Raw genomic sequence first — 15432 nt, 5'->3', positions numbered from 1 at the left:
GTGTCCGGTCCTCACGGGTGGTGGCGGCTGGTCCGTCCCGCCTCAGTCCAGCTGGGCCCGCAGTTCGCTCTCCCGCACCACCTGATGAGGGCCGCGGGTCGCGCGGACCAGCGCGTGCGCGACCCGGACCTGGATCCGCCGCGACGAGATGGCCAGGGCGATGTCGAGGGCTTCGCGCAGCCCTTCGACGGCCTCGTCGCGCGCGCCGCGCCGCAGGCGTACCTCGCCCAGGCCCAGCAGCCCCATCGCCTGGCCGACGGCGTCGGCCAGGTCGCCGGCCGCGGCCAGCACCTGCTCGAAGGCGGCCTCCGCCGCCACGAGCAGGTCCTGGCGCAGGTGGAGGGTGCCGAGCCAGTAGCGCGCCTGGGCGGCGTTCCTGCGCGAGCCGCTGGACTCGCTGACGGCCAGCGCCCGCTCCAGGTGCCGGCGCGCGCCGTCCAGGTCGCCGGTGCCGAGGAGGAGCCGGCCGAGGTTGCGCAGACAGTACGCCTCACCCCCGCGGTCGCCGGCCGCCTGCAGCTCGGCCAGCGCCTCCCGCTGGCGGCGCAGCGCCCGGTCGGTGTGGCCGAGGCGGGCGTCCAGGGCGGCGGCGTGCGACAGGGCCAGGGCGCGGCCGTGCCGGTCGCCGAGCCCGGAGAACAGGGCCAGCGACTCCTCGAAACAGGCCGCCGCGTCGTCGTAGCGCTCTTGGCCGGTACGCAGCGGGCCGAGCTGGAACAGCACGGCGGCCTGGCCGCGGACGTCGCCGTGGTCGCGGGCGGCGGTCAGCGCGATGGCCAGGGACCGCGACGACTCCTCAACGTGGTCCCTGATCCTGAACAGCGGCGCGCACGTACAGGCCAGATCCCAGGCCAGGGCCGCCTGGCCGGCCTCGGCCGCCTGCCGGATGACGGTCACGACCGCCTCGCGTTCTGACTCCAGCCAGGCCAGGGGGTCCTTGGCGACCGCGTCCAGGATCTCGGGCGCGGGCCGCGGCCGGGCGGCCGGTCCGTGCACCACCTGGTAGTCGCCGCCGTGGACGCCGCGGTAGGCGTGCTCGGCGAGGGCCAGCCAAGCGCCGTGCGCACGGCGTACGGCCTCGGTGTTCTCGGGCGGATCGCTGTCCTTGGCACGTTCCCTCGCGTAGATGCGGACGAGGTCGGGGAAGCGGTAGCGGAGCGGCCCGCACCCCGCGCCGCCGTCGACGTCCAGGAGCTGGGCGTCGACGAGCTGTTCCAGGACGTCCTCGGCGTGGGACTGGGCGCAGTCGAGCAGCGCCGCCGCGACCCAGGCCGCGAAGTCCTGGACGTCCAGCAGGCTCAGCGCGTGCAGGAGGTGCCTGGCGGCCGGTTCCAGGCCGCAGTAGGTGCGGGTGAGGCTGGCCCGTACGTCGAGCTTGCCGAAGGCGAGCTCGTCGAGGCGGTGGTGCTCGTCGGCCAGCCTGGTGGTGAGCCGGCGTACGCTCCAGTGCGCCTTGGCGGCCAGCCGGGAGCCGGCGACGCGCAGCGCGAGCGGCAGGTGCCCGGTGAGGGCGGCCAGCTCGTACGCGGTGCCCGCCTCAGCCGCCACGCGCTCGCCGCCGACGATCCTGGCCAGCAGTTCGACGGCGGGTTCAGGGTCGAGCACGCCGAGCCTGACCTCCTGGGCGCCGGCCAGCGGGGTGAGACGTCTCCTGCTGGTCACCAGCACGCCGCAGGAGGCCACGCCGGGCAGGAGGGGTTCGATCTGGGCGGTGTCGGCGGCGTCGTCCATGAGGACCAGCAGCCGCCGATGGGTCAGCAGGCACCGGAACCGCTCAGCCCGCTCCTCCAGGCTCGCCGGGATGTCGTCGGTGCCGGCGCCCAGCGCGCGCAGGAATCTGGCCAGCGCGTCGGAGGGATCGGTCGGCGTGCGCCGGCTGCCGCGCATGTCCACGTACAGCTGGCCGTCGGGGAAGCGGTCGCGCAGCCGGTGGGCGACGTGCACGACCAGCGCGGTCTTGCCCATGCCGGCCCGCCCGGACACCGCGGCGACCGGCAGCGCCGTGCTCTCCGCGCCGAGCAGGATCCGGCTCAGCTCGGCGGTCTCCTGTTGCCTGCCGGTGAAGTCGGCGATGTCCGGCGGAAGCAGGCAGGGGGTGCGGGCCGGCTCGCCGGCCGGACGCGGCAGCGGATCCCGCTCGGGGGAGGGCGGGCGCGGCGGATCCCGCAGGAGCTCCAGGTGCGCTTCCTGGAGCGGTGGGGAGGGATCGACGCCGAGGTCGGCGGCCAGGCGGCGACGGATCGACTCGAACAGCCACAGCGCCTCGGCCCGGCGGCCGCACGCGCCCAGCAGGCGCAGCAGCCTGGCCTGGATCGCCTCATGGTAGGGGAGCTGGACGGCCACGGCCTCCACTGCGGCCAGCGCCTCGGCCGCGCGCCCGGCGGTCAGGGCCAGGTCGGCGAGAGTGCTCGCGCAGGCGAGCCGTTCCTGGTCGAGCCGGAGCGCCGCCGGGTCGCCGCGCAACCACTCCGGGGCGTCGGCCAGCACGTTGCCTCGCCACAGGGCCAGACAGCCGGTCAGCGCGGAGACGGGGTCCTCCTGTTCGAGGGCGGCGGCGGCGCGGGCGCGGAAGCGGCGCGCGTCGATGTGTTCCGGTGGGACGTCGAGCCGGTAGCCGCCGAGGGCGAACCGCACCGCGGTACCCGTACCCGCGTGGTGGTGCAGCCAGGACCTGAGCCTGGAGGCTGCGGTGCGCAGCGCGGCCGTGCTGCCGCCCTCCGGACCCCAGACGCGGGTCAGGAGCAGGCCTTCTGTGACCGGTTCCGGGGCGTCGATGAGCAGCGCGGCCAGCAGCGAGCTGATCTGCCGCCCCGGGGGCTCCAGGCGCAGCCCGCCGGCGCGCACTTCCAGCGGGCCGAGGACCCGGAAGTCGGCGGTCGTTCTCGCATTGCCGTCGGTCACGCTGAACCTCCGCCAGAAAGCCACAGACCAGTCGAACCTACGCGGGCGGCTGCAGGCAGGAGCGGGCGCCGTCCGAACACTCTTCGGTGCGATCGCTCCGCCGGATCGCGCCGGGAGCGGGATTTCAGCTCGATTACAGCCGTGGCCGGCCGTCATCCAACGGCTCACCGGCTGCAAACGCCGCGTGCCAGCGTATGCCGTCGTAAGGCCCGGTCATCGGGAAGGCGAGCGTCGTCGGAAGGCGGGCACATGCATCTGGTCGAGATCATCAACCTACGGCCACGGCCGGGAGGGGCGGTCTTCCTCGGGCTGACCCGGCGCTGCCCACTGCTGTGCCGGCACTGCTCGACCGACTCGCTCATGAACAGCGAGCAGCACGATGCCGGGCTGTTCACCCGCTTCGCCGACACCTTCACCGCGGACGAGCACCCGGAGCTGGTGCTCATGACGGGCGGCGAGCCGCTGCTGCGTCCCGGCCTGGTGACCGCGATCGCCGAGCGTGCGCGGCGGGCCGGCGCGCGTACCGCCCTCATCTCCGGCATGTTCTTCGCCCGAGAGGACCGCGTCCCCGACCGGATCGCCCAGGCGATCGCGTCGGTGGACCACTTCGTGGCCAGCCTGGACATCTTCCACGAGGAACAGGTCTCGCGCGGCGCGGTGTTCGCGGTGCTCGGCCGGCTGGTGGAGGCCGGCATGGACGTGAGTGTGCAGGCCGTGGGGCTGGACGACGAGGACCCGTACCTGGAGGAGCTCACCCGCGACGTGCGGGAGACCTTCGGCGGCCGGGTGCCGATGCTGGTCGCGCACGTCGGCGGCGCCGGCCGGGCGGCCGAGTGGCTGACGACGACCGGGGGCGGCGTGCACACCCTGGCCGTGCCCGCCGCGCTGCCCTGCGACATGGCCGGCTGGCCCACCATCGCCTACGACGGGACCGTGCTGGCCTGCTGCAACCAGGACGTCATCGACCGTCGCGGGCCCGAGCACCTGCGTCTGGGCCACATCGGCGAGGACGGCTGGCCGGAGATCAGGCGCCGGCTGACCGGCGCGCCGCTGCTGCGCGTCATCCGCACGCTGGGGCCGCAGCCGCTGGCCCAGCGGGCGGGCGAGTCGGCCGACGGCGGACTCTGCGGCACCTGCCTGCGCTTCTCCGACCAGCCCGAGGTCTCGCGGCAGGCGTCGGAGCTGACCGCGGGCGAGACGTTCGGGGCGATGGAGCAGATGGTCGAGCAGCTGCACGTGCAGGCCGGGCCCACGGCCTTCGCCCGCAGGTACGGCTCGCTCCGCTACGCCGACCTCATCACGCTGGGCTACCGCGAGGAGGCACGCTCATGACCAAGGTCAGCGCGGCACGGCTGACGCGGACACGCGGCGAGTCGGGGGCGACGGCGCTGTTGTTCATCACCGACCGCTGCCCCGTCGGCTGCGGCCACTGCTCGGTCGACTCCCGCGCGGACAGCCCCAAGATCACCGACTTCGCGCTGTTCGAGCAGATCGTCGACGCGCTCGCCGCCTCCAGCCTGCCGCTCATCGGCATCTCCGGCGGTGAGCCGTTCGTCGAGCGGCGCGGGCTGCCGCTGGCCGTCGAGCGGCTGGCCGCCGCCGGCAAGGAGATCGTCGTCTACACCAGCGGGTTCTGGGGACGGGCCGGCGCCCCGCCGCCCGATTGGGCCAAGCGGGTGCTGGGCCTGTGTGACACGGTCGTCCTCAGCACCGACGCCTTCCACGCCTCGCAGATCGCCGGCGAGCGGTACGTCGCCGCGGCCCGGGCCATCGCGGAAGCGGGCACCCACATCGTGGTCCAGGTCATGGACATGGACGGCATGCCGGACCAGGCCACGGCCCTGCTGGAGGAGGCGCTGGGGGCGAACTGGCACGACCACGCCGAGTTGGCGCTCACTCAGCCGGTCCGGCAGGGGCGCGCGGAGACGCTGTTCGTCGAGGGGCCGCACCGCCGCGGCAAGGACTTCGGCACCTGCCAGGCGGCCGCGGTGCCGGTCGTCCGCTACGACGGCGTGGTCTCGGCCTGTTGCAACGAAGGCGTGGTCATGGGCCGGGGGCCGAGCGCCATCCGGCGGCGCTGCCGTACGGGCGAGGAGGTGAGCGCCGCGCTCGACGGCTACACCAGGCACGCCTTCTTCCACGCCCTGCGCGCACCTGGATTCGGCGCGCTCATGATGTTGCCCGAGTTCGCCGACCTGGCCGAACAGCGCTTCGCGAGCATCTGCCACCTGTGCTGGGCCGTGACGGCGCGGCTGGGGGAGGACGCCGTGGACGACCCGTTCTACCGGACCTTGTCACTGATCGGAAAGGAAACCGCGCATGACGCACAGTGAGGAGCTCTGCCGCAAGATCGAGATGGTCATGCCGATCTACGCGGCGGCCACGCACCGGATGATCACCGCGCCGGACTTCCGGGCCGTCTACCCCGAGTACCTGTGCACCTCTCACATGCTCGTGCGGGCCTCCGTGCCGGTCATGCGGCGCGCGCTGGAGCGCTGCGCCGAGCTCGCCCCGCACGACGAGGTGGCCGCCGGGCTCGGCGACTACCTGCGCGAGCACATTCCCGAGGAGACCGGCCACGACGAATGGGTACGCGAGGACATAGCCGCCATCGGCGGCGACCCCGACGAGCCGTGGCGCCGGATGCCGCCCCCATCGGTGGCCAGGGTCGTCGGCTCGCAGTACTACTGGATCAACCACTACCACCCGGTCACCCTGCTCGGCCACATCACCGTCATGGAGGGCTATCCGCCCACCCTCCCGATCATCGAAGGGATGATCGAGCTCACCGGATACCCGCGCACCGGCTTCCAGAACCTGCTCAAGCACGCCCGGCTCGACGTACACCACCGCAAGGACCTGCTCGCCACCATCGACGCGCTTCCGCTGCGGCCGCACCATCGGGCGGCCATGGGCACCTGCGCCCTGAACTCGGTCGTCCTGTTCGCGGACGTCGTCGACGACCTGATGACCCGGGTCACCGCCGAGGCGGCGGCGTGAGCGGCGGATCGGCATGACGAAGCACGGGCTGCTCCAGCCCTTACGGCACCGGCGGTTCCGGCTGCTGCTCACCGGGCAGGCCGTCTCCGCCGTCGGCGACTGGCTGGACCTGCTCGGCCTGGTGGTTCTCGTGCTCTACGTCTGGAACCTCGGCCCGGGGGCGATGGCGGCGGTCGTGGTGGTCTCGGCGCTGCCGTGGCTGCTGGCCGCGCCCGTCGCCGGCGTGCTGGCCGACCGGCTGCCCGCGCGAGCGGTGCTGATCGGTTGCGACCTGGGCCGCGCGGCCGTCGTCCTCGGCTACCTCCTCGCCCCCGACCTGGGGGTGCTGCTGGTGCTCATCGCGGCGAAGAACACGCTCAGCGCGTTGTTCGCGCCCGCCGAGCAGGCCGCGGTCAAGCGCGTGGTCCCCGAGGAGGACCTGCTGCGGGCGATCACCGTGACCACGTTCGTGAACCAGGCCGCCAAGATCGCCGGGCCGGTGCTCGGCGGGGTGCTCGTCGGCGCCTACGGCCCGCAGGTGGTGTTCGTGTGCGACGCGGCGACCTTCGCCGTCTCCGCGCTCGTCCTGACGCGGCTGCCCGGCATCCGGCCGGCGGGCGGCCAGCGCCCGGAGCGGACCTCGTTCCTGACCGAACTGACCGCGGGCTTCACCCACATCAGGCGCAGCGCTCTCCTCATGGCCGCCATCGGCGCGATGACCGCCACCACGTTCCTGATCTTCGTGTACGACGTGCTGTCGCCCCTGGCGCTGAAGGAGCTCGGCGCCGCGCCCGGCCTGCTGGGCGTGGTCATGGCCGGGGTCGGGGCCGGCACGGTGGTGGGGGCGCTGCTGGTCGGCCGGGTCGGCGACGCCGTGCGGCCCCTCACGCTGATGGGGCTCGGGCAGGCCGGGATCGGCCTGGCGGTGTCGTCGCTGGGGCTCCTCCTGCTGGCTGGGGCCCGCCCGTGGCCGGCGCTCCTGGTCGCCGTCGGCGCCCTGACCGGCCTGTCATCGGCCGGATTCATGATCGCCTTTCCGTACGTGCTGCAGACCGCGACCCCAGAAGAGCTCGTCGGCCGCGTGTCCGCCACGGCCAACGCCGGCCCCACCGTGGTGCAGTTGGCCGCGCCGCCCCTGGGCGCGCTGCTGGCCGTGCACCTCGGCGTGGGCGCCGTCTTCACCGCCGCGGGGACCGCGCTGGCGCTGCTCGGCCTCGGTCTCATGGCCCTGCGCGCGCCGGCTTCCCCTCCCGCTCTCACGGAGCCCGGGGCCGTCGCCCACGCGGGCGATCCTCCTGAGTGAAGCGGGACGGACACCTCCTGGGAGAGCCAGGAGCCACAGACGTGACCGCGGAACCACCGAGCGACGAGATCTCGATCGAAGGCGCCTCGGCCGCGTCACACCCGCCGTCGACACCCGTTCATCGGCGGAAACCTCTGGTACGCAAAGAGAAAGGAATGGCAATGTCACAGTTTGACGCCCTGACAGCGCTGCAGGACGCGGGAGTCTCCCTGGTGGAGGTCCCCGAGGAGCAGCAGGCCATCTTCGCCTCGCTCACCCAGACCGAGGTGACGGTCCTCACCTCGGTGAAGGACCGGCTGGACGCCGCGACCGAGGTGTCGGCGCACCTCCTTGAGCAGCCTGGTAACCACGTCGGTGTGATCATTCACTGACCAGAGTGAGAATCGACCGGACCGCGCCCCCGGCGCGGTCCGGTCACCCGGGAGGACGGCCGATGAATCGGGTGAGCAAGCCGGTGAACGATCAGCTGGGCGGGCCGCGTTTGTCCTGGCACACCGGTGAGGTCGATCCCGCCGGGCTGGAGGTGCCCTCCGACTGGCCGGTGCGGGCCTTCGACGAGTGGGCCTACGGCGATGCGACCGGCGCCGGGGTACGGGTCTGCGTCGTGGACAGCGGGATCGACGCCGGCCACGCGGACGTGGGCCCGGTCAGCGGCGCCTACACCATGATCGCCGACCGGGACGGGCTGCGGGCCGTGCCCGATGAGCAGGGCGACCGTTCCGGGCACGGCACCGCCTGCGCCAGCGTCATCAGGCGGCTGGCCCCGGACTGCGAGCTGGTCGGCATGCGGGTGCTCGGCGCGCTGCACGGGCGCGCGGAGGTGCTGGTCGCGGGGCTGAGCTGGGCGGTCGCCGAGGGTTTCGACGTGATCAACCTCAGCCTTTCCACCACCCAGCGGGACTTCGTGCCGGCGCTGCGCGAGCTGGCCGACGAGGCCTACTTCAGGAACACGCTGATCGTCGCCGCCGCCCACAACCTGCACGTCGAGAGCTACCCGTGGCGGTTCGCCTCGGTGGTCTCCGTCGGCAGCCACCGCGAGCCCGAGCCGGACCTCATCCTGTACAACCCCAGCCCGCCGGTGGAGTTCTTCGCCTGCGGCATGAACGTGCCGGTGGCCACGCCGGGCGGCGGTCGCCGCCGCTGCAGCGGCAACAGCTTCGCCACCTCCCACGTGGCGGCGCGCTGCGCCCTCATCCGCGGCAAACATCCCGGGCTGACGCCCTTCCAGGTCAAGACCGCCCTCTACCTGTCATCGTCGAACGTCAGGAGCCACGAATGAGCCACGAATGAGCCACGACGGACAGTGGACGGCCTTGGCGTCGCAGGCCGCGCTGGGCTCGGCCCGCGAGGAACGGCTCCTGCTGCAGTCGGTGGTGGAGGCGGCGCGCGCCATCTTCGCCGCGGCGGCCGGCTCGGTGCTCCTGCTGGACGTGACGGGCGAGGAGCTGGTCTTCGAGGCCGTCGCCGGCGAGGGGCAGGAGGCGATCCTGGGCCGCAGGATGTCCGCCGAGGCCGGGATCGCCGGCTGGGTGCTGGCCGCCGGCGAACCGGTCGAGGTGCGGGACATGTCGGCCGCCCCGCAGTTCGCCTCCGAGGCCGCCGCCCGTGCCGGATACGTGCCGCGCGGCATCCTGGCCGCCCCCCTCCTGTACGACGGCGAGGTCAGCGGCGTGCTGGAGGTGCTCGATCCGGTCCACGACGACCGGCGGACGTTCGACGACCTGCGCCTGCTGGGCCTGTTCGCCTACCAGGCGGTGGTCGCGCTGCACGTAGTGCGCCGCCACCGTGCCGCCCAGCATGCGCTCACGGGCGACGGCGCCTACGCCGAGCTGGTCAGGATCGTCTCGGCTCTGGAGGCCATGCCCCGGCCGCGCCGCCAGGCCGGCCTGCGGATGCTGACGGCAGTCGGCGACCTGCTCAAGGACGGCGAGGAGCCGGCTCACCGGCGGATCGGAGACACCCCCGCGGGCGCGATGGCGAGGCGCCCGCGGGAGTGACGATGCCGGTCTATCGCTCTCTCAGGGGGTGCCGTTGATCAATGCCATGGCAAGGGCCGAGCTGAACGAGCCGGCCGGGATCGAGCCGCCGATGCCGCACTGCCCGTCGGAGTCGCCGGGCACCTTGACCCAGAGCAGGTATTCGGCGCCGGCCGTCTGCCGCACCGGAGGAGTGCCGAGCTTGCGCTTCGGCGGATTGCACCAGTTGTCTTCCGGCGTGTCGTCGGTGTAGGGGCCGTTGCCGTTCCGGCTGGTGTCGATCACGTACTTCTTCGCGCCCACCGTCCCCGACAGATGGCTGTTGACCGCGACCGCGTAAGTCTCGCTCGCGCCGGTGGTGATGTAGTTGGAGACGTTCACGGAGAAGCCGCGCGCGTTGGCGACGCCGGACTTCACCAGCAACGGCGCCATCTTGTCGGCCGCGATCCAGGTGGCGTTGCCCGCGTCGAGGTACACCCACGCGTTCGGCGCCTCGGCACGCAGCACCTGAGTGGCGTCCAGCAACATCTGGTACTGGGCTTCGGGATCCTTGCCGATCTGCGTCACGCACGAGGCGGCGGCGACCGCGTCCGGCTCCAGGACGACGACGGAGTGGCGGCTGCCGATCGCCTTGGCGAACTCGGTGATCCAGGCGTGGTACGCGGCGGCGTCGGCCGCGCCCCCGTTCGATTGGGTCGCGCACGCGTCGCGGTTGGGGATGTTGTAGGCCACCAGCATCGGCAGCCGATCCTGTGCCTGCGCGGCGCCGACGTAGGAGTCCACGGCCAGCGTGAGGTCGCTGAACCAGCCGCCGAACCACTCGAAGATCGGCTTGCTGCCGATGGCGGCCATGACGGCCTTGCCCGTGGTGGTGGTCGAGTTCGCGGCGGCCCACTGGGCGGGGTGCGACAGCGGGGACACGTACAGGCTCTCAGGCCTGGTGGCCTGTGTCTCCATCAGCGAGACGTTGTCGAAGCGGATGACAGGCTTGCCGCCGGACCCGCCGAGCTGGAAGGTCACCTCGGCCGCCGTGGCGGCGGCGGAGGCGGCCACGAACGGGATGCTGTAGCGCTTGCTCGCCGTGGTCAGCCGCACGTCCGTGGCCAGCGACTGGTTGGTGCTCGGCGTCGCGGTGTACTGGACCGTGGCCTTGGCCGTGTAGGCGGCGGTGGAGTAGGCGTCGAAGGAGAGGGTGTAGCTCTTGCCCGGGTTCAGGGCGGCGGTGGTCGGCGCGGCCACCATCGCGTCCCAGGGATTGGCCACGACCTGCTTGATGTCCACCCGCATGCGGTCGGACTCGGCCGTGACCGTGGTCTGGCCGATGGCTGCCCATGGGGTGGTGGAGCCGGTGAAGGTGCCGTTCGCGATGAGCTGGGCGGCGGCGGAGGCTGGATGGGGGACGGCGAGGGTGGCGGCGGTCAGGACGGCGGCTAAAGCCGCGGTTCTTGCTGCGAAGAGTCGCAAGTGATCACCTTTCGGGCGGTCCGGCGATGATCATTGCCGACTTCCTCTGACACGGTCAAGGGGTGCCGTCATACCGACCGGCCTGAAATTCTGTCGTCGCCCGCGGACACGTAGGAAGTGAAAGCCCGCAGCGTTCGGAAGGTCTGACGAGGAGCTATCCAGAGAGGCCTGAGGCTGGGAGCGGCCGTCCCAGGACGTCCGCGCCCGACAGCGGAGAAGGGACGCGTCAACCGTCGGTGTGGCCGAGAAAGTCGCGGATGAGTGCGGTGACGTCGTCGAGCGCGCTTTCCAGGAGGAAATGACCGCCGTCGAGGAGGTGGATCCGGGCGTCGGGCAGGTCGTCCGCGAAGGCGCGGGCGCCGGCGGGCGCGAAGATCTCATCGCCCTTGCCCCAGACGGCCAGCAGGGGCGTCTGGCGGGCGCGCAGGCAGGCCTGCAGGCGCGGGTAGAGCGGCAGGTTGGTGGCGTAGTCCAGGAACAGGTCCAGTTGGATGCGGTCGTTGCCCGGGCGGGAGACCAGGGCGAAGTCGTGGTGCCAGGTCTCCGGGCTGACCAGGCTCGGGTCGGGGACGCCGGTGAGGTACTGCCATTTGATCGCGTCGAGGGTGAGGGCCTGGCGGATCGCCGCCTCGGTCCGCGGGGTCTGCTCGCGGTGGTACGCCCAGACCGTCTGCCAGAAGGCGTCGACGAAGCCGGCTTCGTAGGCGTTGCCGTTCTGGGTGATGATCGCGGTGATGGCCCCGGGGTCGTTCAGGAGGAGCCGCCATCCGATCGGGGCGCCGTAGTCCTGGACGTACATGGCGTAGCGGGAGACGCCGAGCTGGTCGAGCAGGCCGGCGGTCAGGTCGGCGAGCGCGTCGAAGGTGTAGCGGAACTCGTCGGCGGGCGGCGCGTCCGACAGCCCGAAGCCCAGGTGGTCGGGGGCGATGACACGGTAGCGATCGGCCAGCGCGGGCACGAGATGGCGGAACATGAACGAGCTGGTCGGGAAGCCGTGCAGGAGCACCAGGGCCGGCGCGTCGGCCGGCCCGGCCTCACGGTAGAACAACCGCCGCCCCTGCACACTCGCGTAACGATGATGAACGATCGCCATGGCTCAACCCCCGAAGACTCGGCACCCCCCGATGCCGTCTGACAGGAGCACTACCCCCGATCGCGGGCCACCCCACAGAGGGCCGCAACTCGGGGGGGAAATGACCGCGCCGCCGCCGGCTCATGGCCTCGTCATGGAACCGAATCGGACTTTCGGCCGTCCCCTCGTTAGAAGGGATAAACCAACCGCCTACCCACCGCATCCGTCGTATGACATACCGTAGGACAACTCCGCTGGACCCCGTTCGAACAAGGAGTACGAATCGGTGAATCCGCACGCACTTGCCCACCGGGCCCACCGACACGGCTGGGATGTGCAAACCGTCCCGCGATCCTCCGGCCCCGTGGTCATCCTGCAGCGCGATGGCTGGCGTCTGGAAATCGCCTTCGACGGCCACGCACCCAAGGAGGCCACCGCCAACGAACCCGGCCACAACGTCGGCAGACAGCTCAACCTCCGCTCGATCAACGACTTCGTGCACCAGCCGGGAACGGAGCGGTTAGCTCGCCCATGCCACGATCGGCGTGGCCACTCATCGAAAGAGCGATCATGAAGACGGCGAGCACCGCGCTTGCCGAAGACCCCGCGGCGGTGGTTCTCAGCCGGCGGCAGCCTGCTTCCGCCCCGCCGCCTTGCGCGCCGTGAACGGCAGCACGAGCCGGGACCGGTGGGCGGCGTCGCGAGCGGGCGGTCGCGCTACGCTCGGCGCACCCGCAGCGTGACGATCTCGAAGGGCCGGAACGCGATCTCGATCGGTGTCCCCGCCTCCCACGCCGACACCTGCACCGTGGTGTCGGTGAGGCCGTCGGCGTCGCGTTCGAGCAGGTCGGTGGTCCAGGCCCGCGCGACGGGTTCGGAGATCTCGACGCGCGCCCGCGCCCGGCCTCCCAGCGCCTCGTAAAGCCGTACGACGAGATCGCCCGAGCGGTCCTCGGCGAGCTTGACCGCCTCCACCACGACCGCGGGCGACGAGACCGTCACGAGCGGGGCCACGGGGCCGCCGCCGCTCACCGTGCGGACGGGGAGGTTGAGGCGGTAGCCGGTGTCGAGGGCCTCCAGCACGGTCGGGGCGGGCCGCAGCGCGGTGCGCAGCACGTGCTCGCCCTGGTCGGCCTCGGGATCCGGGAAACGCGGCGCGCGCAGCAGTGACTGCCGTACCAGCGTGATGGTCGAGCCGTCGGACGCCCAGCGGCGGGTGATGTCGTGACCGTAGGTCGAGTCGTTGGCCACGGCCGCGCCGAAACCGGGCTCGCCGACGTGCACCCATCGGTGCGCCGCGGTCTCGAAGCGCGCGATGTCCCACGACGTGTTCGCGTGGGTGGGCCGCCGCACGTGCCCGAACTGCACCTCGGACGAGGCCCGGTCGGCGTGCACCGCGAGCGGGAAGGCGAGCTTGAGCAGCTTCTCCTGCTCGTGCCAGTCGACGCTGGTCTCGATCTCGAGCTCGGACGAGCCCGCCGCGAGCCGGAAGGTCTGCGCGAACGCCGAGCGGTTGAACGAGCGCCGTACGACGAGCGCCTCGCCGGTCGCCTCCACCGCGTCGGCCTCGCGCAACTCGGTCACGGTGTGGCGGTAGTGCGGGTCGATGTCCCAGGCGTCCCACTGGTTCGGGGTGTCGCGGAACACCTGCAGCAGCGCCGCCGCCTCTCCCGGGGCCACGAGTTCGCGCCCCGAGGAGGTCTCCACGAAGGAGACGAGCAGGCCGGCGGCGTCGAAGACCGCCCTGACGACACCGTTGTCGAGCACCCAGCGGGAGCCGGCCGCCGAGGGGGCGGTGAAGGCGGGCGGGGAGCCGGCCGCCGCTCCGAGCGCGGGTGCCCCGGCCGCGGCGACGGGCGCCGCGTTGAAGACGACCTCCGCCGAGCCGGGGCCGGTCAGCGACCGCTGCGCCTCGTCGATCAGCGGGCCGAGCGTGGCGGCGACGGCGGCGTAGTTGCGTTCCGCCTCCTGGTACACCCAGGCGATCGAGGAACCGGGCAGGATGTCGTGGAACTGCTGCAGCAGCACGACGCGCCACGCGTCGTCGAGCACGTCGTACGGGTAGTCCGCGAGTCCGCGCCACGCGGCCGTCGCGGACCAGAGCTCCGCCTCGCGCAGCAGGTGCTCACTACGCCGGTTGCCCTGCTTCGTCTTCGCCTGTGAGGTGTAAGTGCCTCGGTGCAGTTCGAGGTACATCTCCCCGGACCACGTGCTCGGGGACGGGTGGGTAGTCCTGGCGAGGTCGAAGAAGTGCCGCGGCGTGCCGACCTCGACCCGCGGCGATCCCTCCAGCGAGTGCGCGCGGGCGGCGGCCTCCATCATCTCCCGCGTGGGGCCCCCGCCGCCGTCGCCGAACCCGAAGGGCGCGAGTGAGACGTTGGAGAGGCCCTTCTCGGCGTACTGCCGCTGCGCGCGGGCGAGGTCGGCGCCGGACAGGTCGGAGTTGTAGGTGTCGGTCGGCGGGAAGTGCGTGAAGACGCGGGTGCCGTCGATGCCCTCCCACATGAACGTGTGGTGCGGCATGGGGTTGATCTCGTTCCACGACATCTTCTGGGTGAGGAACGAGTGCGCCCCGGCCGCGCGCGCGATCTGCGGCAGCGCACCCGTGTAGCCGAAGGAGTCGGGCAGCCACACCTCGTCGGGCTCGAAGCCGAACTCGCGCAGGAAGAAGCTCTTGCCGTGCACGAACTGGCGCGCCAGCGCCTCGCCGCCGGGCAGGTTCGTGTCCGACTCGACCCACATGCCTCCCACCGGCACGAAGCGGCCCTCGGCGACCTTGTCGCGGATGCGCTCGAACAGCGCCGGGTAGTGCTCCTTCACCCACGCGTACTGCTGGGCGCTGGAGCAGGCGAAGACGAAGTCCGGATACTCGTCCATGAGGGCGAGCACGTTCGAGAAGGTGCGGGCGCACTTGCGGATCGTCTCGCGCGTCGGCCAGAGCCAGGCCGAGTCGATGTGCGCGTGCCCCACCGCGATCACCGTGTGCGCGCTCGGGTAGGCGGGCGAGGCGAGCACGCCGGCCAGCGCCTTCCGGCCCGCGGCGGCGGTCTCGGCCACCCGGTCGGGGTCCACGACGTCGCACATCCGCTCGAGGGCGCGCAGGATCTCGGCGCGGCGCGGCAGGGACGGCTCCAGCTCGGCCATCAGCCCGGTGAGCGTCCCGCAGTCCTGCAGCAGGTCGTAGACGGTCAGGTCGCGCTCGGCGAGGTCGATCCTGCGCAGGATGTAAAGGGGGTCGTCGCCCGCGGTCGCCTTGTCGCCGAGGTGGGTGGGCAGATAGAAGTAGTTTCCGCCCACGTCGGGGTTGGCCGCCGCCTCGATGTAGAGGTCGATGGGCCCAGGCCCGACGGGGACGGCGCTGTTCAGCGGCTCGATGCCCTTCACGATCGTCCCGTCCGGCCGGTAGACCAGACCCTCCGCCTGGAAGCCGGGCTGCCGCGCGGTGAATCCCAGGTCGACGACCATCTCCAGCGCGACGCCCGCGCCACCCCACCCCTCGGGGATCTCACCCGTGACGTGGAACCACGTCGTGCCCCACGGCTTGCTCCACGCCATACCGGGAGTGAAAGGGGTGAAGTGCTGCGAAACGGCCTCCGCGAACGGCACCGGCTCGTCGGGCACCTCCCACGCCGTCACATCGAGCGCGACGTGACGCCGTTCCATGGCCGGAGCGAGGCGTTCACGTACGAAGCGCTCGACGCGCGTCTCGATCTGGGCTCGGGTGTCGTGCATCAAGG

The 15432-nt window shown here is 72.2% G+C and carries 12 protein-coding genes; 8 read left to right on the top strand and 4 right to left on the bottom strand.

Annotated features, from left to right (window positions below; all coding sequences use genetic code 11):
- Positions 1-42 precede the first annotated feature (42 nt).
- Positions 43-2901, bottom strand: coding sequence for an ATP-binding protein (locus tag ACFPZ3_RS19565; RefSeq protein ID WP_379515577.1), 2859 nt, complete (start codon positions 2899-2901; stop codon positions 43-45).
- A gap of 249 nt (positions 2902-3150) precedes the next feature.
- Between ACFPZ3_RS19565 and ACFPZ3_RS19560 the strand changes: the two genes are divergently transcribed.
- The 7 genes from ACFPZ3_RS19560 (at position 3151) to ACFPZ3_RS19530 (ending at position 9180) form a co-directional block, all read left to right on the top strand.
- Positions 3151-4233, top strand: coding sequence for a radical SAM/SPASM domain-containing protein (locus ACFPZ3_RS19560; RefSeq protein WP_379515576.1), 1083 nt, complete (start codon positions 3151-3153; stop codon positions 4231-4233).
- Positions 4230-5234, top strand: coding sequence for a radical SAM protein (locus tag ACFPZ3_RS19555; protein WP_379515575.1), 1005 nt, complete (start codon positions 4230-4232; stop codon positions 5232-5234). The genes ACFPZ3_RS19560 and ACFPZ3_RS19555 overlap by 4 nt, the downstream gene beginning before the upstream one ends.
- On the top strand, positions 5221-5901 hold the full coding sequence (locus tag ACFPZ3_RS19550; RefSeq protein ID WP_379515574.1) for an iron-containing redox enzyme family protein: 681 nt from the start codon (positions 5221-5223) through the stop codon (positions 5899-5901). The genes ACFPZ3_RS19555 and ACFPZ3_RS19550 overlap by 14 nt, the downstream gene beginning before the upstream one ends.
- A 13-nt stretch (positions 5902-5914) precedes the next feature.
- Positions 5915-7183: an MFS transporter gene (locus ACFPZ3_RS19545; RefSeq protein ID WP_379515573.1), complete on the top strand. Its 1269-nt coding sequence runs from the start codon at positions 5915-5917 to the stop codon at positions 7181-7183.
- A gap of 161 nt (positions 7184-7344) precedes the next feature.
- Entirely contained in the window at positions 7345-7554 is a 210-nt protein-coding gene (locus ACFPZ3_RS19540; RefSeq protein ID WP_379515572.1) for an aroma-sacti cluster domain-containing protein, read from the top strand.
- A gap of 62 nt (positions 7555-7616) precedes the next feature.
- The gene (locus tag ACFPZ3_RS19535; RefSeq protein WP_379515571.1) at positions 7617-8462 is read left to right on the top strand and encodes a S8 family serine peptidase; all 846 of its coding nucleotides are present in this window, start codon (positions 7617-7619) and stop codon (positions 8460-8462) included.
- A gap of 7 nt (positions 8463-8469) precedes the next feature.
- Positions 8470-9180: a GAF domain-containing protein gene (locus ACFPZ3_RS19530; protein WP_379515570.1), complete on the top strand. Its 711-nt coding sequence runs from the start codon at positions 8470-8472 to the stop codon at positions 9178-9180.
- Positions 9181-9201: 21 nt separating this feature from the next.
- Here the strand turns inward: ACFPZ3_RS19530 and ACFPZ3_RS19525 are convergent, their stop codons facing one another.
- Positions 9202-10623, bottom strand: a complete 1422-nt coding sequence (locus ACFPZ3_RS19525; RefSeq protein WP_379515569.1) for a glycoside hydrolase family 6 protein — start codon at positions 10621-10623, stop codon at positions 9202-9204.
- Between the two features lie 226 nt (positions 10624-10849).
- The gene (locus ACFPZ3_RS19520; protein WP_379515568.1) at positions 10850-11716 is read right to left on the bottom strand and encodes an alpha/beta fold hydrolase; all 867 of its coding nucleotides are present in this window, start codon (positions 11714-11716) and stop codon (positions 10850-10852) included.
- A gap of 343 nt (positions 11717-12059) precedes the next feature.
- Here ACFPZ3_RS19520 and ACFPZ3_RS19515 point away from each other — a divergent pair, with 343 nt between their 5' ends.
- The gene (locus ACFPZ3_RS19515; protein ID WP_379515567.1) at positions 12060-12269 is read left to right on the top strand and encodes a hypothetical protein; all 210 of its coding nucleotides are present in this window, start codon (positions 12060-12062) and stop codon (positions 12267-12269) included.
- 143 nt (positions 12270-12412) lie between these two features.
- On the opposite strand, the gene ACFPZ3_RS19510 is transcribed toward ACFPZ3_RS19515, so the two are convergent.
- Positions 12413-15427 (bottom strand): alpha-mannosidase, encoded by a 3015-nt coding sequence (locus tag ACFPZ3_RS19510; protein WP_379515566.1) that lies wholly within the window; start codon positions 15425-15427, stop codon positions 12413-12415.
- Positions 15428-15432 lie beyond the last annotated feature (5 nt).

The sequence above is a fragment of the Nonomuraea insulae genome, from assembly GCF_042656245.1.
The sequence above is the reverse complement of the archived record's forward strand: the minus strand, read 5'-3'. Positions and strand labels throughout refer to the sequence as shown.

Coding starts and splice junctions, on each gene's coding strand:
- ACFPZ3_RS19535 (WP_379515571.1), top strand. CDS start 7,617: ATGAATCGGGTGAGCAAGCCGGTGAACGATCAGCTGGGCGGGCCGCGT.
- ACFPZ3_RS19550 (WP_379515574.1), top strand. CDS start 5,221: ATGACGCACAGTGAGGAGCTCTGCCGCAAGATCGAGATGGTCATGCCG.
- ACFPZ3_RS19530 (WP_379515570.1), top strand. CDS start 8,470: ATGAGCCACGACGGACAGTGGACGGCCTTGGCGTCGCAGGCCGCGCTG.
- ACFPZ3_RS19520 (WP_379515568.1), bottom strand. CDS start 11,716: ATGGCGATCGTTCATCATCGTTACGCGAGTGTGCAGGGGCGGCGGTTG.
- ACFPZ3_RS19555 (WP_379515575.1), top strand. CDS start 4,230: ATGACCAAGGTCAGCGCGGCACGGCTGACGCGGACACGCGGCGAGTCG.
- ACFPZ3_RS19540 (WP_379515572.1), top strand. CDS start 7,345: ATGTCACAGTTTGACGCCCTGACAGCGCTGCAGGACGCGGGAGTCTCC.
- ACFPZ3_RS19510 (WP_379515566.1), bottom strand. CDS start 15,427: ATGCACGACACCCGAGCCCAGATCGAGACGCGCGTCGAGCGCTTCGTA.
- ACFPZ3_RS19560 (WP_379515576.1), top strand. CDS start 3,151: ATGCATCTGGTCGAGATCATCAACCTACGGCCACGGCCGGGAGGGGCG.
- ACFPZ3_RS19545 (WP_379515573.1), top strand. CDS start 5,915: ATGACGAAGCACGGGCTGCTCCAGCCCTTACGGCACCGGCGGTTCCGG.